The sequence below is a fragment of the Novosphingobium sp. 32-60-15 genome, assembly GCF_002280675.1.
Taxonomy (GTDB): Bacteria; Pseudomonadota; Alphaproteobacteria; order Sphingomonadales; family Sphingomonadaceae; genus Novosphingobium.
Genome location: NZ_NCEN01000033.1, coordinates 1 through 19,712 on the forward strand (window position 1 = coordinate 1; position 19,712 = coordinate 19,712).

Sequence of the window (19,712 nt, forward strand, 5' to 3'; positions counted from 1 at the left end):
CGCGAGCATAAGCAGGATCGGTAGGGCGCGTATATAGTAGGCCACGCCACTTTCTTTCATGTCGGAGGCTTGAGCGCAATGTCCACTTTCCACCCACTTCCAGTCATAGATATGGTAGCGCGAACCCGCCAAAAGCCGTCAACCGTCCATATCCACTAACAATTGCGGCCTGCTTATTAGCATTACTTCGCCGCAACCAACCCGTCCCATTCAGCCCACGCAATCGCGCGTCCGGGATAGGCCACTTTTGCAAACGGCCAGTCTGTTTTGAGCCAGTTGGTGGCCCATGCGGCGAGTTCCGCGTCAAAGCCTGCGTCATGTTCGGCCTTGGTCACCCAGATGCGGACCATGGCGTCGTAGCCTTTGACGGGGCTGGGATAGACGTAAATGCAGCCGAGTTCACGGCTGCCATCGGGCGTAAGGACCGCATAAGCAAAGGATTCGCGTTTGTTGAAGCGGGCCTGTTCGGTTTCCATATCGCGCATGGCATCAGCATCAGTGATGCCTGCATGTGGCCAATCGGTGCTGCGCGTGAACGTCTTTTGCAGGTGTTCGATGGACGACATGTAAGCATCAAAATCCACCTTCACCAATGCGGGGCCGAGGGGGACGACCTTGAAGCCGGGTGTCTTTACCAGCACTGGCACCTGGAAATCGGCGGCGATCCAGGGCAATTTTGGTGCGACGGTGGTGGGGGCGACTCCATCTGCAAATGCCGGGCTGCTCACTAGCAAAGCGATGGCCAGACTTGCAGCGATGCTCCTCAAACGCATGACATTTTGCTCCTTCCAAGGGAGCATACCGGCCAATTCAGCGCGCGCCAAAACCTTTGATGCAGGTAGGTTGCATAAAGCGCTCACACTCCGAACGCCGCCTCACGTCAACCGTCGCCCCGGTCTGGAACCGGGGTGACGATCTTGTCAGGGGCTGGTGAACGTCATGCCCGAATCAATCGGGCGCTGTCGGCACGATCTCTGGCGGGCTTCCCGGCTCAACCCAATCCGGCTCAATCGCAGGTGTCTCGTCCGGCTGGATCATCGGGGGCACTTCATCGGGCTGGATAACCGGCGGCGATTCTGGCGGCGATTGCGGATCGATTCGGTCTGGCTGGGGGATTTCGGGGTTCGTGGCCATGTCGTGGATCCTCAAATCGGGTGTATTCCTGTCTAAACGCCTGCATAGAGCACGCGGTTCCACAAGGAAAATCCAAGGCGCTTGCCCTTTGTGAAAGGCTAGGATAGGGGCTCCGCTCTCTATTTGCCGGATGCGGGCGTGGCGGAATTGGTAGACGCAGCAGGTTTAGGTCCTGCCATCGCAAGATGTGGGGGTTCGAGTCCCTTCGCCCGCACCAGACCGCGCGCCAGAGTCTGAAACGGAATTTGCTGCGCCTTGGGGCGCGCGTGATATTGATGAAAGTTGGATCAGGATGCAGATCGTCGAAACAACCAACGAAGGCCTGAAGCGCGCCTACACCGTCACCATCCCTGCGGGCGATATCGCCGCGCGGGTTGAAGGTGAGGTCAAGAAGATCGCGCCTCAGATCAAGATGCCCGGCTTCCGCCCCGGCAAGGTTCCAGCAAACCTCGTGCGCAAGATGCACGGCGCGCAGCTTCATTCAGAAGCGCTGCAGACCTCCATTCGCGATGCGATGGACAAGCTGGTAGCCGATCACAAGCTGCGCCCTGCGATGCAGCCTGCTGTTGCACTGGCCGAAGGCTATGACGTGGGCAAGGACGCCGAACTGACGGTGGAACTTGAAGTTCTGCCCGTGGTTGAAACGCCTTCGCTTGATGGCCTGAAGCTGGAAAAGCTGACCGTTCCGGTAACCGACGAACAGGTTGACGAAGCAATCGGCCGCATCGCGCAGGGCCAGAAGTCGTTCACCGACGCTGAAGAAGGCGCTGTGGCCAAGGATGGTGACCAGATCATCATCGATTTCCTCGGCAAGGTTGATGGCGTGGCCTTTGAAGGCGGCGCTGCTGAAGATACCCCGCTGGAATTGGGCGCTGGCCGCTTCATCCCCGGCTTTGAAGAACAGCTCGTGGGCGTAAAGGTTGGCGATGAAAAGACCATCACCGTAACCTTCCCTGAAGAATATCCGGCTGAAAACCTCAAGGGCAAGGAAGCCACTTTCGACATCACCGTGAAAGCGGTGAAGGTTGCAGGCGTGTTTGAAGCGAATGATGAATTCGCCAAGATGCTCGGCCTTGAAAGCATCGAACAGTTGCGCGGCCTGCTGCGCGGCCAGCTTGAGCAGGAAACCGCTGGCCTTACCCGCACCCAGATGAAGCGCGCTTTGCTTGACCAGCTTGCCGCAGGTCACGATTTCGCCGTGCCACCTTCGATGGTCGAGGCTGAATTCGAACAGATCTGGCAGCAGCTCCAGCAGGAAGCACAGGGCGAAGAAAACCCTGAAGACGCGCTGAAGGAAATCGAAGCCGAGAAGGACGATTACCGCAAGATCGCCGAACGCCGCGTGCGTCTGGGCCTGCTCCTGTCGGAAATCGGCCAGGCTAATGGCGTGCAGGTTTCGGCGCAGGAAATGGAAATGCTGATCCGTCAGGCGCAGCAGCAGTACCGCGAAGAAGATCGCCAGCGCTTTGCCGAATATGTGCGTTCGGAACCATTGGTAGCCGCCCAGCTGCGCGCGCCGCTGTACGAAGATAAGGTCGTCGACTTCCTGTTCGACAAGGCTGAAGTCACGGAACGCGAAGTGACCAAGGAAGAGCTTCAGGCCGCCATTGAAGCGGAAGACGGCGCAGCGCCTGCTGCTGCCAAGCCAGCCAAGAAGGCCGCTCGCGAGAAGAAGGCCGCCAAGGAAGAGGCACCTGCTGAAGACGCTCCTGCCGCTGAAGCCGAAGCTGTAGCCGAGGAAAAGCCCAAGAAGGCCGCTCCCAAGAAAAAGGCCGCAGCAGAAGACGCGCCTGTAGCTGAAGAAGCCGCTGAAGAAGCGCCTGCTCCAAAGAAGAAGGCCGCGCCTAAAAAGAAGGCTGAAGGCTGATCCATTTCGGATTGATCCTGCCTGACGGGGCGGGATATCGGACGGCCCGGTGTGCTTCGGCATACCGGGCCGTTGCCGTTTTGGTGTCAAAACTACGCAAACATGCGCCGTATGAATCCGTAACTTGTTGGACAATTCATCGCTTCGTCCAAACCCGAACAGGTTGCTGATTCGCGCAAGGTCGACCTTGTGAGAGAATCCAACGGCAAGAGCCCCTCTTTACAGGGAATTGCCATGCCCACGGTCCGCAATCGCGTTGCTTCCAAACCGCGCACAAAGAGCAAAACGCCAGCGCGCGGCCCTCGCAAAAAACAAGCGCCGGCGTTCATGTTGAACGCAGGCAACCCGCCGGCATTTCCGACAGGATTGATCATCCCGCCCCCGCGCGGTGCGATGATTACCGCAGTGCCCTGGCCTGAAGTGGCTGCACCCAAGCCGCGCAAGACGGCCAAGCCGGTGGTCCGCCGCAAAGCCGCCACCGCAAAGCCGGTAGCGCCCAAGACTGCTGCGCCGCGCAAGCCGCGCGTCTCGCCCAAATCACGATCCCCCAAAGCACCGGCTATTGCCGCGCAAGTTCTCACACAGGATGCACCCGCCCCGATGATGACCGAAGACTTGCTCGACCGTGCGCTTGCCATGCGCCCACAGCCTGCCGACATGGCCGTTCCGCGAGTCCCTGCCAGCCCGCCGCATGGCAGCACGTCCGCTGAGGCAACCAGCCCTATCCCGCGTTCGCAAGCGCTGGCCACCACCCGCGGGCACGGCCTGTTCGACATCATCGGCTATTGGCTGCGTGATGCCGCAAGCTGGCTGGACCGCTTGACCAAGAGCAGACGCAAGGCAGAAGATCGCACGCAAGCCGCCCGTGCAAAAGCGCGCCAACATGCGCTGCAATCCCAGTTCGACGCGCTGGAAGCCCTGCGCGAAGTGGCAAAGGCTGATTAGTACAGGGGCCGATTAGTACGAGAGTCGCCTATTCGCCCCAGCGTTTCAGGCCCGCTGCGGGGATCGCCGTCGTCCGCACCCGTTCATAAGCGGCGCCTGCGGCCAGAACGGCTGCATCGTTCCACTTGGCCCCCATGAATGAAAGCCCGATCGGCAAGCCTTCGACCGCGCCCATCGGCACGGTAAGGTGCGGGTAACCGGCGATTGCGGCAAGGTTTCCTGCGCCCACCCCAACAAAGTGATCGCCCAGCACCAGATCGATCGGCCATGCCGGGCCTTCGGTCGGCGCGATAAGGAAAGCGACGCGATTTTCCTGCAGCAGCCGGTCAATGCCCTCTGGCCCTGCCAAGCGCAGCGAATTGGCGCGCGCCTTTTCATAAGCGGCGCGGTCCGTCGCCGTCTCAGCCTGTTCAAAAATGTCCTGCCCGAACCACCGCAATTCCGCAGGCGTTGCCTTGTTGAATGCAATCAGATCACCCAGCGACTTGGGCAGGCCCGGCCCCGGAAGTGACCGCAAATAGGCACCCATGTCCACGCGCAGTTCATAAAGCAGGACAGTGAATTCATCGCGGCCCATCTCGGGCGGGGCGGAGAAATCGATCTCGACCAGATCGGCGCCCGCCGCCCGCAAATCCACCAGCGCTTTATCAAACAGCGCAAGCAATCCGGGGTGTGAACCTGCCGCCTTGCGCATCACGCCAAGGCGGACGCCTTTGAGGCTTGCTGTGGCCAATCCGGCAGTGAAATCAGTCTTGTACTTGTCAGCCTCGGTTGTCGCCGGATCAGCAGGGTCGCTCCCAGCCAGTGCGTTCATCAGCAACGCGGCATCGGCGACGCTGCGCGTCATCGGGCCTGCGGTGTCCTGGCTGTGGCTGATCGGCACAACGTGAGTGCGGCTGACCATGCCCACGGTCGGTTTGAAGCCGACGATGCCGTTGACCGATGCGGGACAAGTGATGGAACCGTCGGTTTCCGTGCCGATAGCAGCCCACGCCAGTCCGGCGGCTATGGCAGAACCGCTGCCCGATGATGATCCACACGGTGTGCGGTCAATCGCGTGGGCGTTTTTGGTCTGCCCGCCAACCGCGCTCCATCCGCTGGAGGATGCAGATGAGCGGATGTTTGCCCATTCGGACAAGTTGGTCTTGCCCAGAATGACAACGCCTGCCTTGCGCAACCGCGCTACCAGCGGTGCATCGCGGCCGGTTACGTTGTCCTTCAGCGCAAGGCTTCCGGCAGTGGTGGGAAGCGGCCCTGCCATTTCGATGTTGTCTTTGATCAGCACCGGTTTGCCCGCCAAGGGGCCAGAAATCTTGCGCGCGGCGGCTTCATCTTTTGCCGCATCAGGATTAATTGCCAGGACCGCGTTGAGCATCGGCCCTGAATCATCAACTGCTGCAATGCGCGCCAGATAGTCAGAAACCGTCTGGCTTTTTGCGGGGAAAGCCGTCAACATCGCGGCCAAGCCAGCAGTAACCTTCAGAACTGATGCAGAAATCTTCATATCCCACCCCCTTGGTGCCGAACCGTGCAATGGTGCGCTGCTGTGGTGTGGAGTGCAAGCCGAGGGGGCCTGCGACAACACCTTTGTGCAGGAACAAATTTCATCCATCCACGGGTTTGCGCGGATTTGCAGTTAACGCACTTGAACATCGCGCCGTGGCACGCGACATAGCAGTTCTAACCAAATGAGGATTCCCATGCTCGACTTGTTCGGCGCTTCGAGCGCCAGTGTTTACGGCGGCCAGGGCAAGTTCACCCAAGATCCCGTCACAGGCGCCCTGATTCCTGTCGTGGTCGAACAATCGAGCCGTGGCGAACGCAGCTTCGATATCTACTCGCGCCTGCTGCGTGAACGGATCATCTTTGTCACCGGCGAAGTCGAGGACCACATGGCCTCGGTGATCATCGCGCAGCTTCTGTTCCTCGAATCGGAAAATCCGTCGAAGGACATTTCGATGTACATCAATTCGCCGGGTGGCGTCGTCACGGCGGGCCTCGCGATCTATGATACGATGCAATACATCCGTCCGCGCGTCTCAACGGTGTGTATCGGTCAGGCCGCATCAATGGGCTCGTTCCTGTTGGCGGCTGGTGAACCCGGCATGCGGATCGCCCTTCCCAACGCCCGCATCATGGTCCACCAGCCTTCGGGCGGCGCACGCGGCATGGCTTCGGATATCGAAATCCAGGCGCGTGAGATCTTGCGCATTCGCGCCAGGATGAATGATCTTTACGTTAAGTTCACCGGCCGTAGCCTTGACGAAATCGAGAAGGCAATGGATCGTGATACGTTCCTCGAAGCCGAAGAAGCGTTGAAGTTCGGCATCGTCGACAAGGTTTTTGAAACCCGCCCGGCAACGGATGCAGCGGGCGAAGTTGAAGGTTCGGGCGGCGCGCCTGCGTGAATTATCTGTTCTTTCCCCACCGTGCCTTAAGCATAGCGAAAGGCATGGCGGGGTAAGAGCTTTCACTTGTTTTTGAGTCCGGTTGATTAATGCCCCTGTGGTAGTAGGATAACCGGACCCGCCTCTCGTGGAGAGGCGTCTGGGATGGACGAATGACCAAGCTTTCTGGATCGGATACCAAGAGCACCCTTTACTGCAGCTTCTGCGGGAAGTCGCAGCATGAGGTGCGCAAGCTCATTGCCGGGCCAACTGTGTTCATCTGTGATGAATGCGTTGAACTGTGCAACGACATCATCCGCGAAGAGACCAAAGCCGGCATTGCGGGCAAGAAAGATGGTGGCGTACCAACGCCGCGCGACATCTTCGAGACTCTGAACGATTATGTGATCGGTCAGGATCGCGCCAAGCGTGTGCTCTCGGTCGCCGTGCACAACCATTACAAGCGGTTGAAGCACAGCGGCAAGGGTGGCGAGGTCGAACTGTCGAAGTCGAACATCCTGCTGGTCGGCCCAACCGGTTCGGGCAAGACCCTGCTGGCGCAAACGCTTGCCAAAACCTTCGATGTTCCCTTCACCATGGCTGATGCCACCACGCTGACCGAAGCCGGTTACGTGGGTGAAGACGTTGAAAACATCATCTTGAAGCTGCTTCAGGCATCGGATTACAACGTCGAAAAGGCACAGGCCGGGATCGTCTATATCGACGAAATCGACAAGATCAGCCGCAAGGCCGAAAACCCTTCGATCACCCGCGACGTATCGGGCGAAGGCGTGCAGCAGGCCCTGCTCAAGCTGATGGAAGGCACCACCGCCTCGGTTCCGCCGCAGGGTGGCCGCAAGCATCCGCAGCAGGAGTTCCTGCAAGTCGACACGACGAACATCCTGTTCATTTGTGGCGGCGCGTTTGCAGGTCTCGACAAGATCATCTCGGACCGCCTGCAAAAGCGGTCCATCGGGTTTGGCGCGCATGTTGCTGATCCTGAAAAGCGCAAGATTGGCGAATTGCTGCAAAAGGCTGAACCTGAAGATCTGCTCAAGTTCGGTCTGATCCCTGAATTTGTGGGCCGTCTGCCGGTTATCGCAACGCTGGAAGACCTCGACATTGAGGCTCTGGTCAAGATCTTGCGTGAACCCAAGAACGCGCTGATCAAACAATACGCCAAGCTGTTCGAACTCGAAGATGTGGCGCTCACCTTCACTGACGATGCGCTTGAAGCCATCGCCAAGAAGGCCATTGCGCGCAAGACCGGCGCACGCGGGCTTCGTTCCATCGTCGAAGGCTTGCTGCTCGACACGATGTTCGACGTGCCGACCGAAACCGACATTGCCGAGATCGTTGTCGACAAGGATGTCGTCGAAGGCCGCAAGGACCCGATCCGCGTGCTGAAGGGCAAAGAGGAAGAAGCAGCCTAAGTCTGGCTGCTCCTTCCCACACCGCATACAAAAAGGGCGGGTGCAGCGATGCACCCGCCCTTTTGCTTTGCGCCTACGGTGCGACCCGAAGCGCCGTTAGCCTCAGTTCGGCAGCGATACTGCGTCGGTCACGTGGATAACGCCGTTCTTTTGCATGACATCAGCCTGGGTCACATGGGCCATGCCGCCCTTTTCGTCGGTCAGCATAACTTTGTCGCCCATCAACGATGCGGTCAGCGTGCCGCCAGCGACGGTCGTGATCTTGGCAGAACCATTACCGGCTTTGATGAGTCCCAGCACGTCGGCGGCCAACACTTTGCCTGCAACCACATGATACGTCAGGACTTTGGCAAGCGTTGCTTTGTTTTCCGGCTTCAACAACGTGTCGACGGTGCCAGCGGGAAGCTTGGCAAAGGCGGCGTTGGTTGGCGCGAACACGGTGAATGGACCGGCGCTGTTGAGCGTATCGACCAGGCCTGCGGCCTTGACGGCAGCAACAAGCGTGGTGTGATCGGCTGAGTTCACCGCGTTTTCAACGATGGTGCGGCTTGGCAGCATTTCAGCGCCGCCAACCATGACCTTTTCGTTGTGGTGGTTTGCCATTGCCGACGTGGTCAAAACCGGCAACGCGGTGGCGGTGGTAGCAATCAGGGCGGCGATCAGGAACTTGCGGGTCATGAAGAACTCCTCGGTCGAAGATTGTTTGGTCCGGCGGTTCACAACGGGGGCTGCCGGACTGCCCCGTCCGAATTGCTAGGTGGTGTTTGCATCGGCAGATACGACATGACCGTTAGGTCAGGGTGTTGATCAAAAATGGAAAATTCAAAAAGACGGCGCGCTGCATGGGGCAGCGCGCCGAATAGAGTGACCGCGGCCGAAGGGAACGAATTAGCCATACGGTCATGTGGAGGAGCCGGGCCGATGGGGTAAATCCTCCCGGTAATCTTTCCTCGCAGCGATAGATGGACCGTCACGACGCATGTCGCAGCATGTCCTTTGGGCCAATGCCCGCAAGGTCAGGTCAGATCAAACGGTGGCATCGCTGAGCAGGGCACAATCGTGGCCGACCAGTGTTTCAACCTGCACGGTGGCGTGGCCGATGCCGAAGTCGTGTTCCAATTCGTGGGCGAGATGGTGCAGGAAGTCATCGCCGGGATGGCCACCGGGCATGACAAGGTGGGCGGTGAGTGCGGTTTCGGTGGTGCTGATGGGCCAGATGTGGAGATCGTGGACCGCTTCGACGCCGCTCAGGGTGGTGAGGAAATGGCGGACCTTTTGCTCGTCAATCCGCGAAGGCACGGCATGAAGGCTCATCTTCAGCGAATCTTTAAGCAAGCCCCAGGTGCCCACCGCGATAATCCCGACGATGATCAGGCTGGTGAGCGGATCAATCCACTGCGCGCCGGTGAGCGTGATGAGCAGGCCTGCAATAACGACGCCTGCGGAAACGGCGGCATCTGCAACCATGTGCAGATATGCGCCGCGAATGTTGATGTCGTGATGGCGGCCGCGCATGAACATCAAGGCGGTCACGGTGTTGATCACAATGCCGACGGCGGCGACAATCATCACCGGGCCGCCCGCTACGGGCGCAGGATCGATCAAGCGGCGGATGGTTTCAACCAGGATCGCGCCCAGCGCCATCAACAGGAATGCCGCATTGCCCAGCGCGGCAAGGATCGAACTGGACTTGTAGCCATACGTATAGCGCGCCGACGGTGGGCGCGCTGCAAGCACGCTGGCGACCCATGCAATGACAAGCCCCAGCACGTCCGACAGATTGTGCCCGGCATCGGCCACCAGCGCCATCGAGCCTGAAATCACGCCATAAACCGCCTCGACAATCACGAAGGCAAGGTTGAGCGTGATGCCGACCGCAAATGCGCGTCCGAAGCTGGCCGGCGCGTGGGAATGGCCGTGGCCATGGCCGTGGTCATGTGAATGGTCGTGGTGATGGTGGCCTGCGGACATGGACCAACCCCTAACGCTTTGCGGGCAAGGTTGAAACGCCTTTGAAGTGTCAGGGGGCCTATAAGCCGGGTTCTGTAGCGCCGACGGTATCCCACAAGTGGACCGTATCGGCACTGGCAGCCATTCCTCTAGGCGGACCGTTGCCGGAACGCTCAAGCAATCAACCCGGACTGCTGGCCCGAAACAAGCCTGTTCTTTGCAGAACGCGCAGTCCCTATTCGATCTTGCTCCGGGTGGGGTTTGCCTTGCCGCTTCCGTTGCCGGTCGCGCGGTGCGCTCTTACCGCACCCTTTCACCCTTACCCCGGATAAATCCGTGGCGGTCTGCTCTCTGTGGCACTTTCCCTTGACCGGGGACGTTAATCCCAAGCCCGGCGGGCGTTACCCGCCACCCTTGTTTCGTGGAGCCCGGACTTTCCTCGGCCTTCCCCCCGCTCATCCTGAGCTTGACGAAGGACGCGGCTGCCCGGCCCCCTGACACCGGCGGTCACCTAGCATGGCCGAGATCACGTTCCAACAGCAGTTCGAAGAGCAATGCCCCGATCTGTCCGTCCACTTCACCATCGATCCGGTGTGGCCGCCAGCGCCGCTGGAATGCGCGCACGGCGGCCTTCTGGTCGGTAATGTCATAGCCGAAGCGGTCCAGCGCGAGGAAAAAGGCACCCTCGTTATCGAACACAAGACGGATTTTGAGCTTGGGCGTCGGCAGGCAGAGGCGATGGCGGGCAAGCGTTTCCCACGGAAACAATTCGCCGGGATCTTCCTTGCGGGCAGGTGCAATGTCCGAATGGCCAACCACATTGGCGCGCGGGATATTGTGGCGTTTTACGATGTCTGCCAGCAACGGCAGCAGCGCCTCGATCTGTTCGTCAGTGAACGGGCGATAGCCAAACTCGTGCCCCGGATTGACCAGTTCGATGCCGATCGAGGCAGAGTTGACGTCGGTAATCCCGCGCCACGACCCGCGCCCCGCATGCCACGCCCGCTTGCTCTCATCGACCAGGCCGGTGACCGTCCCGTCCTCGTCGATCATGTAATGCGCCGACACTTCTGCGACAGGATCGCACAGCCGCTGCAGCGCGGCCTGCGCGCTTTCCATACCCGTGTAATGCAGCACCACCATCGTCACCGGAAGCTTGCGCTCGTTCCAGTTGGGCGAGGGCACTTCGCGGTGGACGAGCCAGCGGCGCATGGGGCGGGGCTTGCCCGCTCAGGCCGAGGGGAGAACCGCGCCCATGACCAGACTTTCCGCCGTGACATGGACCTGGATGCTCCCGCCGATGGACGCCGCCAACTGCTGGATCATGGCTGCAGGTGCGGTGCGGCTGGCGAGTTCATGGGCTGGTAGAGTGCCTTCCAAAGCCTGGCCGATGGTCGCATCAAAGGCGATGCGTTGCCCGGCAGCGCGCACGACGATTTCGGTGTTGCCGTCACGGACCTCGGCGCCAATATCCAGCGTGCCGCCGCGTACCAGCGCATCAAGGCCGATCAGCGCAAGGTTGAGCATCGTTTTGACAGCAGGCTTGGCCAGCGAATCAACGCCGAACATCCAGTTGACCGAAACGCGGGCATTCGCGCCGACCAAAGCATCAACCAGCGCGCGTGCTTCGTTGACCGAAACCTGATCCCCAAACCCGCCTGCCGCACCAAAGGCAAGGCGGAAGAATTTGAGTTTGTCGGCAGATGCTTTGGCGCTTTGTTCGAGCAATTCGAAGCAGCGCTTGCGCATTTCCGGGTCTTTTTCGTCGGCAAGCAGTTCAAGCCCGTTGGACAAAGCGCCCACGGGGCTGAGCAGATCGTGGCACAAGCGTGAACACAGCAGGCTGGCAAGATCGATGGGGGAAACGGTCATGTTCAGGAATCTATCCCTTTGCCTGAATAAATTTACACGGGTTACAGTGTAGTGGGAAACGCCATCCGGCCTTCCCCACCAACAATGCCATTGCCAAAAGCAGCGCACATTACAATGGAGAGGAAAGGTGTCTGTCGCATCGTTCGAAGACCAGCCTTAGCCTTGTGTGACCGCGTAGGAAAGCGGTTCGAAGCCGTCAGGCCCATCGGACCAACACGTAATTGCCCCATTTGCGACAATTGCCCACACCCGCCCGTCGCGTGCGGCGCTTTGCCGATCAGTGGCAGAGGGCCGGGCAAGGCCATTGGGATGTGAATGGAAATAGCCCACGACCTCTGGCCCCGTGCCATCACGCGCGGCGCGATGCGCGGCAATCAGCGCGGCGGGATCAATCTCGAAATGCGTTGCAGGATCGCCCGCAACATTGGCGGTGGGCAAAGCGCGCTCGATACGCAATCCCGTGCCGAGCAACAGCCCGCAAGCCTCACACGGAGCCGCTGCCTGCGCCGCCGCAATCATTGCCGCAAGGGCACTCTGGCTGATCTGTAAAGCCACGTCCCCGATGTGGCGGGTTGAATCACGGCTGGCAAGACCGTTCCCCCATCCCCTTAACACGCCAGAACTCTTGGCGCGCAGGCGGGGAGCGGTGTTTGCGCCGCCCCCTTGTGTTACGTCAGAAGTCGAAGCGTAGTGATCCGGCTATGGTGCGGCCGTTGATGGATCGGGCAAAGCCGATGCCGTTGGCCGGGACTGCGCCCTGATTGACTTCAAAGATGCCAATCGTGTTGAACAGGTTGTTGGCATTCAGCGTCATCCTTACGCCCTTGATGGGGCGCAATTGCAGGAATGCGTCGACCGTGGTGAAGCCCGGCATGACCAGCAAGTTGGAGTCTTGCGCATAGCTCTTGGTAATGCTGACGACGCTGGCACCGAGTACGGCCATGCCCAGATCAACTTGCGGCGTTGCGGTAAAGGTCCAGTCAGGCTGGTGACGTGGCTCCTTCCCGGTCAGGGTGGGATCGAGCAAGTCGGCGGTGATCTTCGCTTTGGTGTAAGTCGCGCCCAGCGTGAGGCTGAACGGCCCGCGCATCACCCCGCCTTCGAGTTCGACCCCGGTTGCACGATAAGTACGATCAGTGCGGTTTGCCGAACCGTTCAGGACATTGTGATCGGCAGCGGTCACGCGGAATGCGGTGGCGTTGACGGTGATGCCATCGCTGCGGAATTTAAGCCCGCCTTCCAGTTGGCGTACGGTATCGGCTTTGTCCCTGCTGCTGGTTACACTGCCATCGGCGTTGTTCACCACCGGTGTGAACAAGATCTTGTCCGCATTGGCCCGCGCGCCCTGGCTATAGCGTGCAAAGACCGAGAACGGTTCGGCGACACGGTAATTGATGCCGCCCGAAAAGCTTAGGTAACCGTAGTTGTAATTGACTGGTGCAGGCTGGGTGAGCGGGAGGAACGCCACGCGGGTTTCCGCGCGCGAAATAACGCCATCGCCATTGATGTCCTGCGAGATCAGGCCGTTGCTGCCGTTGTTCAGATCGGCGCCGATTAACGAGCCGCGCACCCGGCCAACATCATAGCGCAGACTTCCGCCGATTGCGATTTTGCCGAAGTGGTAATTGATCGAACCGTAAGGCGCGAACACCTTGTATGCGACATTGAATGCGCGGCGGAAAAGGCTGCTGCTGCGCCCGAAAGCGAAATATCCGTCAAGCGTCTGCGGAACGCCTGCCGCGCTGGTTATGTCAACCATGGCTGTTCCGGCGCTGCCGTTCACATCGATATCCATGGCGGTGTGCAGCCACGTCGTCTGCAACTGTTGCGTGGCAAGATAAGTGCCCAGCGTTGTCGTTAGTTTGCCGCCGGGCAATTCCCACACGCGCGATGCGCGCAGATCGTTGGTGAAGTTGTCCAGTGAACGTGCCCGCACATAAGACACGAAATACAAGGACAACAGGCCATTGCCATTAATCAGACCGGTTGGCGATATTGACTGGCCTGCCAGGGGGCCGCTCGCATAGCTGGCGGTTGAACCTGCTCCGCCCTGACCTGCGGCAAAGGCCGAGACAGTATTGGCCGAATTGGGGAAGGCGCGGCTGAAATCGCCGCCATTGGCGGCATAGCGCATGCGTTCTGTCACCGTCCAACCGGCCACGTCGAACTGCGCTTCAACACCGATTGATTTCGACACCGCGTGCTGGCCCGTATCGATTGGCAGGGCGGCCAACTGGTTATTCTGATCCAGCGTCACGACCGGTCCGAGGAACGGTGACAGCACGGAATCCCGGCGCAAATCAAACCCGGGAAAGTTGCGGTATTCAGGATCGGCGTTGGTGCCGGTAATGTTCACGAAATACGGCGCAAACGTGGGAGAGCGGTCGTCAAGATATTTGAGATAGAGCCGGACATAACCGCCTGAAAATTCACGCGTGATGTTGAATTTTACCTGGCCGCCGCGCCAGCCGTCAAAGCCGATGCGGCGCGGGCCTTCACCTGACCGGTAAAATCCGCCGATGTGGAAGCGGGTGTTTTCGCCCAGCTTTGCGCCGTAATCAAAATCGACGCGCTTTTCGTCGTAATTGATGCCCGTTGAAAGCTGGACTGATCCGCCTTCGGTATCACCGGTGCGCGAGATAAAGTTGATCAGGCCGCCCGGAGAATTTGACGCAAATGTCGATGCAGAACCGCCACGGATCGTTTCGATCTGGGCGATGTTGAAATCGTTCCGGACGTAAACGTCCGTGCCGACATTGAAAAGGTCGCCAAATTCCAGAAGCGGCAAGCCATCTTCCTGGAATTGCATGTACTTTGATCCACCAGCGGCCAGCGGCAGCCCGCGAACGGTGTAATTGTTATTGCCTTCACCAATGCCGGATTCAACCCGCAAACCTGCCATCGTACGCAGCACATCGCCCAATGACCGGCTGCCGAACTTCTGTATTTCATCGCCACGCAGCGCGCTGGTGGACGTCGCGCTATCCAACCGGTCACGGCCTTTGGCGACACCTGTTGAAAATACTTCTTTGGGCGGCTGTTGTTTTTCTTCAGGGTCTGCTTCTGGTACGCGAGCAGCCGCATCTGGAGCAGGGACGCTATGCGCAAAAGCCGAACCAGAAAGTGCTAATTGTGCGGTAAACAGCAGGAGTGCAGCTTTTCCCATTATGAAATCTTTCTATGTCTTGTGGCATATGTTGCGAATGGTGTTGCCAATGCTCAGACATAAATAATTATATTGTATGGATTATTTTTCAGAAAGGCGTGGCTAGGGGTAAGCACTAAGAGTTTTGCGCCCATGTGACTTTGCAGATGCATGGTCATTTGCATTTGCGAGTCCGCAAACCTGTTTACGTACCCGCCGCGCCTGTAGGCCACCTTGCTCTATCCGCAATTGGGCGGTTTGCTTGCGGGCAGTCCAACCATTCTTGCTTTCGCCTGAGTGCGGGCATTCACCAGCCTTGCGGCTTGCGTGATCGGACCCCATATCCTCACCGATGGGGGCATCTGACAGCATCATTTCGGGTACGATCCCACCCGGCGGCTTGCGGCTCGACAAGGCCTTGGCCGAGGCGAGTGGCCTTTCGCGTGAGCGGGTCAAGGCCCTGCTGGGTGAGGGGCGCGTGGCCATCGGCGGAGTGCGCGCAGCCAATGCCTCGGCCAAGCCACCCGAAGGTGTGCCCTTCACGATCACAGTTCCCGAAGCGACGCCTGCCCACGCCGTGGCGCAGGATATTCCGCTGTCGGTGATTTACGAAGACGATGCGCTGATCGTGATCGATAAGCCTGCCGGGCTGGTGGTGCATCCGGCGGCGGGCAATCTGGACGGCACGCTCGTCAATGCGCTGTTGCACCATTGCCGGGGCCAGCTTTCCGGCATTGGCGGGGTCGCCCGTCCGGGCATCGTCCACCGGATCGACAAGGACACCTCGGGCTTGCTGGTCGTTGCCAAAACCGATGTGGCGCATGAAGGGCTGGCCAGGCAATTCGCCGATCATTCCATCGTCCGCGCTTATAAATGCCTCACCGCTGGTGCGCCCATGCCGCCTGCTGGCACGGTGCGCGGCGCGATTGCGCGATCCAGCCATGATCGCAAAAAGATGGCGCTGGTCGAAGAGGGCCGCGGAAAACACGCCGTCACCCATTACAAAACACTGGCTGTATTGGATCATGCTGCGCTGGTCGAATGCCGCCTTGAAACCGGTAGGACTCATCAGGTCCGCGTTCACCTTGCGTCAATAGGTCATTCCTTATTGGGTGATCCTGTCTATGGGCGCGCACCACCACGGCTCAGGCCGCTACTTTCGAGGCTCAATTTTCACCGCCAGGCGCTTCACGCCGCGGAACTGGGCTTCGTGCACCCTGTCAGCGGCGCAAACTTGCACTTCACCAGCCCGACGCCCGTCGATATACGGGAACTTATCGTCGAACTCTGCGCTGAAGGGCAGGATACAAGAGTACTGGCGATGGTGTAAGTGCCATAGAGTGAACAGGTGTTTTGGAGTCGTTCGCAAGAACTCTCCGCAATGCGTGGTCCCGCCGCCGGTCGCCCATCAGGGGGCCAGCTTTTGGGAACTGACGCGAGGAAAGGAAACGATCACGTGAGCAAGGAACGAAACGCGCTGACCGTCCCTTCATTGGGCGGCGAAGCCAGCCTTAACCGCTATCTTTCGGAAATCCGCAAGTTTCCGGTACTAAAGCCCGAGCAGGAATACATGCTCGCCAAGCGCTTTCAGGAACATGGTGATTCCGAAGCTGCTGCCCAATTGGTGACAAGCCATCTGCGGCTCGTGGCGAAAATCGCCATGGGCTATCGCGGCTATGGCCTGCCCGTCAGCGAGCTGATTTCCGAAGGCAACATCGGCCTGATGCAAGGCGTCAAGAAGTTTGAGCCCGATCGCGGGTTCCGCTTGGCGACTTATGCGATGTGGTGGATCAAGGCTTCGATGCAGGAATTCATTCTGCGCAGCTGGAGCCTTGTCAAAATGGGCACGACCGCCGCGCAAAAGAAGCTGTTCTTCAACTTGCGCCGCATGAAAAAGAACCTTGAGGCGTTTGAAGACACCGATCTTCATCCCGACGATGTTCGCAAGATCGCAACCGACTTGGGCGTGCCCGAGCAGGAAGTGATCAACATGAACCGCCGCATGATGATGGGTGGCGATGCCTCGCTCAACGTCTCCATGCGTGAAGACGGCGAAGGCAGCTGGCAGGACTGGCTGACCGATGACCGGCCCTTGCAGGATGAGACGGTGGCCGATGCCGAAGAAGCGCATTACCGCCACGAAATGCTGGTTGAGGCGATGGACAGCCTGAACGAGCGTGAGCGGCACATTCTGACGGATCGCCGGTTGGTGGACGAACCCAAGACGCTGGAAGAGTTGAGCCAGGTCTACAACGTCAGCCGCGAACGGGTACGCCAGATCGAAGTGCGCGCGTTCGAAAAACTGCAAAAAGCCATCCAGCGGATTGCGACGGAAAAGCATCTGATCCCGGCATAACCGCCAACGCACAAATATCCGAATTGGAATAAGATAAACGGCCCGGCGAAAGCTGGGCCGTTTTGCGTTAACCATTCGCCGCAGACTGACGACGGTCGCGGCTTGGTGCTTTGCGTCACATTCTTCAACAAATGCTGGTGTTAGGGGTTGCCCCAGAGAGCAGCGGCTTGGCCATGCTCTTGCTGCCTTGGCCGAAAGGGTTAACGCTGGTTGACTCCGTTTCGGATGTAAGTCAGGTTTTTGAGCAGAAGTGAGATTTGAATGCCGTTTCGTCAGCGGGGTTCAAAGGGAGGGCGTTTGTCTGCCTTCCTGAGCATGCTTTCCAGGGGGCACGGAATTGAAAAAGCCATTTTTTGCGACTCTTGCCGGCGTCGCCGCAATGGGTGTCTCGGCAGCGTCAGCACAAGCCCAGCAGGCAGGTACGGCTATTGATCCATCATCGGTGCAGACAAGGGGGCAGCTTGATCTGCCCGTCGCCAGCCCCCAAACCGGCGATGCCACCGCGCGCGTAAGCTCCAGCGGTGTTGACGCGGGCCCTTGCCCTTTGGCCTCGAGCGACATTAGCGTCGCTATTACATCGGTTGAGATTACGGCACCAGGCGGCGGCGCTCTGCCGGGCGAAATTTTGCAATTGCTGGGCGGCATAACCCCGGCAGCTGGCAGCCAGCCGATTCGCCAAGTTTGCGATATCCGCGACGAAGTGCAGTCCCGTTTGCGGACATCGCGCTATGTCGCCAGCGTTCAGGTGCCCCAGCAACGAATCGATTCGGGCGTCCTGAAGCTTGAAGTGGTGTCCGGGCGCATCGTGGAAATGCGCGTTCGCGGCGATGTCGGCCCGTACGAATCGCTGCTGCAACGGCGGATTGAACAACTCCAGGCGCTTGACCCGTTGAACGAGGCTGAGGCCGAGCGCATCTTGCTCCTTGCAAACGACATTCCCGGTCTGACGATTGAGCTGGCGTTGAGCCCGGCCAGCGGCCGTCCCGGTGATTTGATCGGCGAACTTGCGGTTTCCTATCGCTCATTCTCGCTTTTGGCGAACCTGCAAAATTACAACGCGACATTTCTTGGTCGTGAAACCGGCCTGCTTCACGCAGAGTTTTACGGTCTGACAGGGCAGGGTGATGTCACCAGCATCACCGGCCAAAGCACGTTCGACTTCAAGGAACAGCGCATCGCATCGCTGCGCCACGCGATGACACTGGATAGCAGCGGCACGGCGTTGGATTTGCGCGCAACTTGGGCCGAGGCGCGTCCGGATATTCCGCGGCTGGACCAGCGCACAGTGTCCATCGTGGCCGGAATTGGCCTGTCGCATCCGTTGGTGCGCACTGTCACGGATCGCTTGAAGATCAGCGGCGGATTTGAATATTCGCAGCAGACGGCAAAATTCTTCCAGGCATCGGGTGCTTCAAGCCCGCTTTCGCGTGACCGCATATCGACATTGTACTTGCGGGTCGACGGTTCGACTGCGGCGTTGGATGTTACGGGCTTGCAGGTGGCCGGCCTGTCCGGCTCGTTTGAAATGCGGCGCGGTCTTGATGTCTTCAAGGCGTCGGAGGCGAACGACAATATTCCGCTCCGTGCAGGCTCGCCGCAACTGGGCACGTTTGGCACGTCGCGTTCGGACGGCACGTCGCTGGCAACGGTCGTGCGTGGCAGCCTTGAAGGCTTTTACAAAATTGGCCCCGTATTTGAAATGTCGGGCAAACTGAACGGGCAATGGGCCAATACTGCCCTGCTCAACTATGATACTTTTGCGATTGGCAACTTCACGATTGGCCGCGGCTATGATCCGGGCGCCAATACCGGTGACCGCGCCATCGGCTTCGTGCTTGAGCCGCGCGCCAACTTCAAGATCGACCAGAAGCTCAACGGACAGCTTTTTGCTTTCTACGAAGGCGTAAAGCTCTGGAACATCGGCCCCAATGCGACCGAACGGAACCGTTACATCGCCTCATTGGGCGGTGGCACGCGCTTTACCCTGTCGCAGGCCGTGCGGCTTGATCTGACATATACCCACGCGCTCGACCGCCCGCTGCTCACAGGCGCGCTTTCACGCCGGCCAAAAGACCGTGTGCTTGCCTCGATGACCATCCAGTTTGTGCCGTTCGGCCTTTGATTTTAGCGGGAGACACTCCGATGAATGCAGCTCTAAACGGCACGCGTCGCGCTCTTCGCCTTGGCACCGGCCTTGCGACATGCGTTTCCTGCATGGTCTTTGCGCAAACCGCTTTTGGCCAGGCGGTTGAACTGCCCAATGTCGCCAATGCCAACGGTGCCATGATCGGCACCAGCCTCACGTCACCAACCATGACAGTCAACGCAGACGGTGCGAACCGGGTTATTGACTGGAATACCTTTTCTATCGGTGCGACAGGCGTAGTCGACTTCGTTTCGCGCAACACAATGACGAATGTGACGGACACGACCACCCCGTTGACCGTTGTCAATCGGGTGATCGGAACATCGAATGGGCTCGGTGCACCGCGCACGTTCACCCCTTCGCTGATTAACGGCAAGATTGTCAATCGGCGTCCAAACGGGACCCACTATCGGCGTGCAAAAGGGAACCACCTGGCGGCGTGGCGCTGGGTTGATGGCGGGCGCGGATTTCGCGCTT

General features: G+C 59.3%; 17 protein-coding genes, 1 tRNA gene and 1 other RNA gene. 9 read left to right on the forward strand and 10 right to left on the reverse strand.

Annotation, left to right across the window (positions count from 1 at the left end; all coding sequences use genetic code 11):
• Positions 1–182 precede the first annotated feature (182 nt).
• Complete coding sequence (locus tag B7Y89_RS16625; RefSeq protein ID WP_292940174.1) at positions 183–773, reverse strand: twin-arginine translocation pathway signal protein; 591 nt, start codon at positions 771–773, stop codon at positions 183–185.
• A gap of 175 nt (positions 774–948) precedes the next feature.
• Positions 949–1,134 (reverse strand): hypothetical protein, encoded by a 186-nt coding sequence (locus tag B7Y89_RS16630; protein ID WP_292940177.1) that lies wholly within the window; start codon positions 1,132–1,134, stop codon positions 949–951.
• 132 nt (positions 1,135–1,266) lie between these two features.
• Here B7Y89_RS16630 and B7Y89_RS16635 point away from each other — a divergent pair.
• The 3 genes from B7Y89_RS16635 to B7Y89_RS16645 all read left to right on the forward strand — a co-directional run bounded on the left by B7Y89_RS16635 (position 1,267) and on the right by B7Y89_RS16645 (position 3,946).
• Positions 1,267–1,351: transfer RNA gene (locus B7Y89_RS16635), tRNA-Leu, on the forward strand.
• A gap of 75 nt (positions 1,352–1,426) precedes the next feature.
• Positions 1,427–3,001: a trigger factor gene (gene tig / locus B7Y89_RS16640; RefSeq protein ID WP_292940180.1), complete on the forward strand. Its 1,575-nt coding sequence runs from the start codon at positions 1,427–1,429 to the stop codon at positions 2,999–3,001.
• A gap of 366 nt (positions 3,002–3,367) precedes the next feature.
• Positions 3,368–3,946: a hypothetical protein gene (locus B7Y89_RS16645; protein ID WP_292940183.1), complete on the forward strand. Its 579-nt coding sequence runs from the start codon at positions 3,368–3,370 to the stop codon at positions 3,944–3,946.
• 28 nt (positions 3,947–3,974) lie between these two features.
• On the opposite strand, the gene B7Y89_RS16650 is transcribed toward B7Y89_RS16645, so the two are convergent.
• The gene (locus B7Y89_RS16650) at positions 3,975–5,450 is read right to left on the reverse strand and encodes an amidase (protein ID WP_292940186.1); all 1,476 of its coding nucleotides are present in this window, start codon (positions 5,448–5,450) and stop codon (positions 3,975–3,977) included.
• Positions 5,451–5,646: 196 nt separating this feature from the next.
• Between B7Y89_RS16650 and clpP the strand changes: the two genes are divergently transcribed.
• Together clpP and clpX are read left to right on the forward strand one after the other, a co-directional pair.
• Positions 5,647–6,354, forward strand: a complete 708-nt coding sequence (clpP, locus tag B7Y89_RS16655; RefSeq protein ID WP_292940216.1) for an ATP-dependent Clp endopeptidase proteolytic subunit ClpP — start codon at positions 5,647–5,649, stop codon at positions 6,352–6,354.
• Between the two features lie 152 nt (positions 6,355–6,506).
• Positions 6,507–7,766 (forward strand): ATP-dependent Clp protease ATP-binding subunit ClpX, encoded by a 1,260-nt coding sequence (gene clpX / locus B7Y89_RS16660; RefSeq protein ID WP_054108917.1) that lies wholly within the window; start codon positions 6,507–6,509, stop codon positions 7,764–7,766.
• A gap of 102 nt (positions 7,767–7,868) precedes the next feature.
• Here the strand turns inward: clpX and B7Y89_RS16665 are convergent, their stop codons facing one another.
• The 7 genes from B7Y89_RS16665 to B7Y89_RS16695 all read right to left on the reverse strand — a co-directional run bounded on the left by B7Y89_RS16665 (position 7,869) and on the right by B7Y89_RS16695 (position 14,754).
• Entirely contained in the window at positions 7,869–8,369 is a 501-nt protein-coding gene (locus tag B7Y89_RS16665) for a fasciclin domain-containing protein (RefSeq protein WP_292940219.1), read from the reverse strand.
• Positions 8,370–8,792: 423 nt separating this feature from the next.
• Complete coding sequence (locus tag B7Y89_RS16670) at positions 8,793–9,737, reverse strand: cation diffusion facilitator family transporter (RefSeq protein ID WP_292940190.1); 945 nt, start codon at positions 9,735–9,737, stop codon at positions 8,793–8,795.
• A gap of 45 nt (positions 9,738–9,782) precedes the next feature.
• Positions 9,783–10,214: RNase P RNA component class A (rnpB, locus tag B7Y89_RS16675), an RNA gene on the reverse strand.
• A 9-nt stretch (positions 10,215–10,223) separates the two neighbouring features.
• Positions 10,224–10,928, reverse strand: coding sequence for an N-acetylmuramoyl-L-alanine amidase (locus tag B7Y89_RS16680; RefSeq protein ID WP_292940193.1), 705 nt, complete (start codon positions 10,926–10,928; stop codon positions 10,224–10,226).
• 18 nt (positions 10,929–10,946) lie between these two features.
• Positions 10,947–11,588, reverse strand: coding sequence for a histidine phosphotransferase family protein (locus tag B7Y89_RS16685; RefSeq protein WP_292940196.1), 642 nt, complete (start codon positions 11,586–11,588; stop codon positions 10,947–10,949).
• 156 nt (positions 11,589–11,744) lie between these two features.
• Positions 11,745–12,143 (reverse strand): M67 family metallopeptidase, encoded by a 399-nt coding sequence (locus tag B7Y89_RS16690; RefSeq protein WP_292940199.1) that lies wholly within the window; start codon positions 12,141–12,143, stop codon positions 11,745–11,747.
• A 118-nt stretch (positions 12,144–12,261) separates the two neighbouring features.
• Positions 12,262–14,754, reverse strand: a complete 2,493-nt coding sequence (locus B7Y89_RS16695; RefSeq protein WP_292940202.1) for a TonB-dependent receptor — start codon at positions 14,752–14,754, stop codon at positions 12,262–12,264.
• 331 nt (positions 14,755–15,085) lie between these two features.
• Here B7Y89_RS16695 and B7Y89_RS16700 point away from each other — a divergent pair, with 331 nt between their 5' ends.
• The 4 genes from B7Y89_RS16700 to B7Y89_RS16715 form a co-directional block, all read left to right on the forward strand.
• Entirely contained in the window at positions 15,086–16,063 is a 978-nt protein-coding gene (locus tag B7Y89_RS16700; RefSeq protein ID WP_292940204.1) for an RluA family pseudouridine synthase, read from the forward strand.
• A 126-nt stretch (positions 16,064–16,189) separates the two neighbouring features.
• Positions 16,190–17,089: an RNA polymerase sigma factor RpoH gene (rpoH, locus tag B7Y89_RS16705; protein WP_292940207.1), complete on the forward strand. Its 900-nt coding sequence runs from the start codon at positions 16,190–16,192 to the stop codon at positions 17,087–17,089.
• Between the two features lie 379 nt (positions 17,090–17,468).
• Entirely contained in the window at positions 17,469–19,211 is a 1,743-nt protein-coding gene (locus B7Y89_RS16710; RefSeq protein ID WP_292940210.1) for a ShlB/FhaC/HecB family hemolysin secretion/activation protein, read from the forward strand.
• A gap of 92 nt (positions 19,212–19,303) precedes the next feature.
• Positions 19,304–19,712: hypothetical protein (locus B7Y89_RS16715; protein WP_292940213.1), on the forward strand; the 409-nt coding region annotated here is incomplete at its 3' end.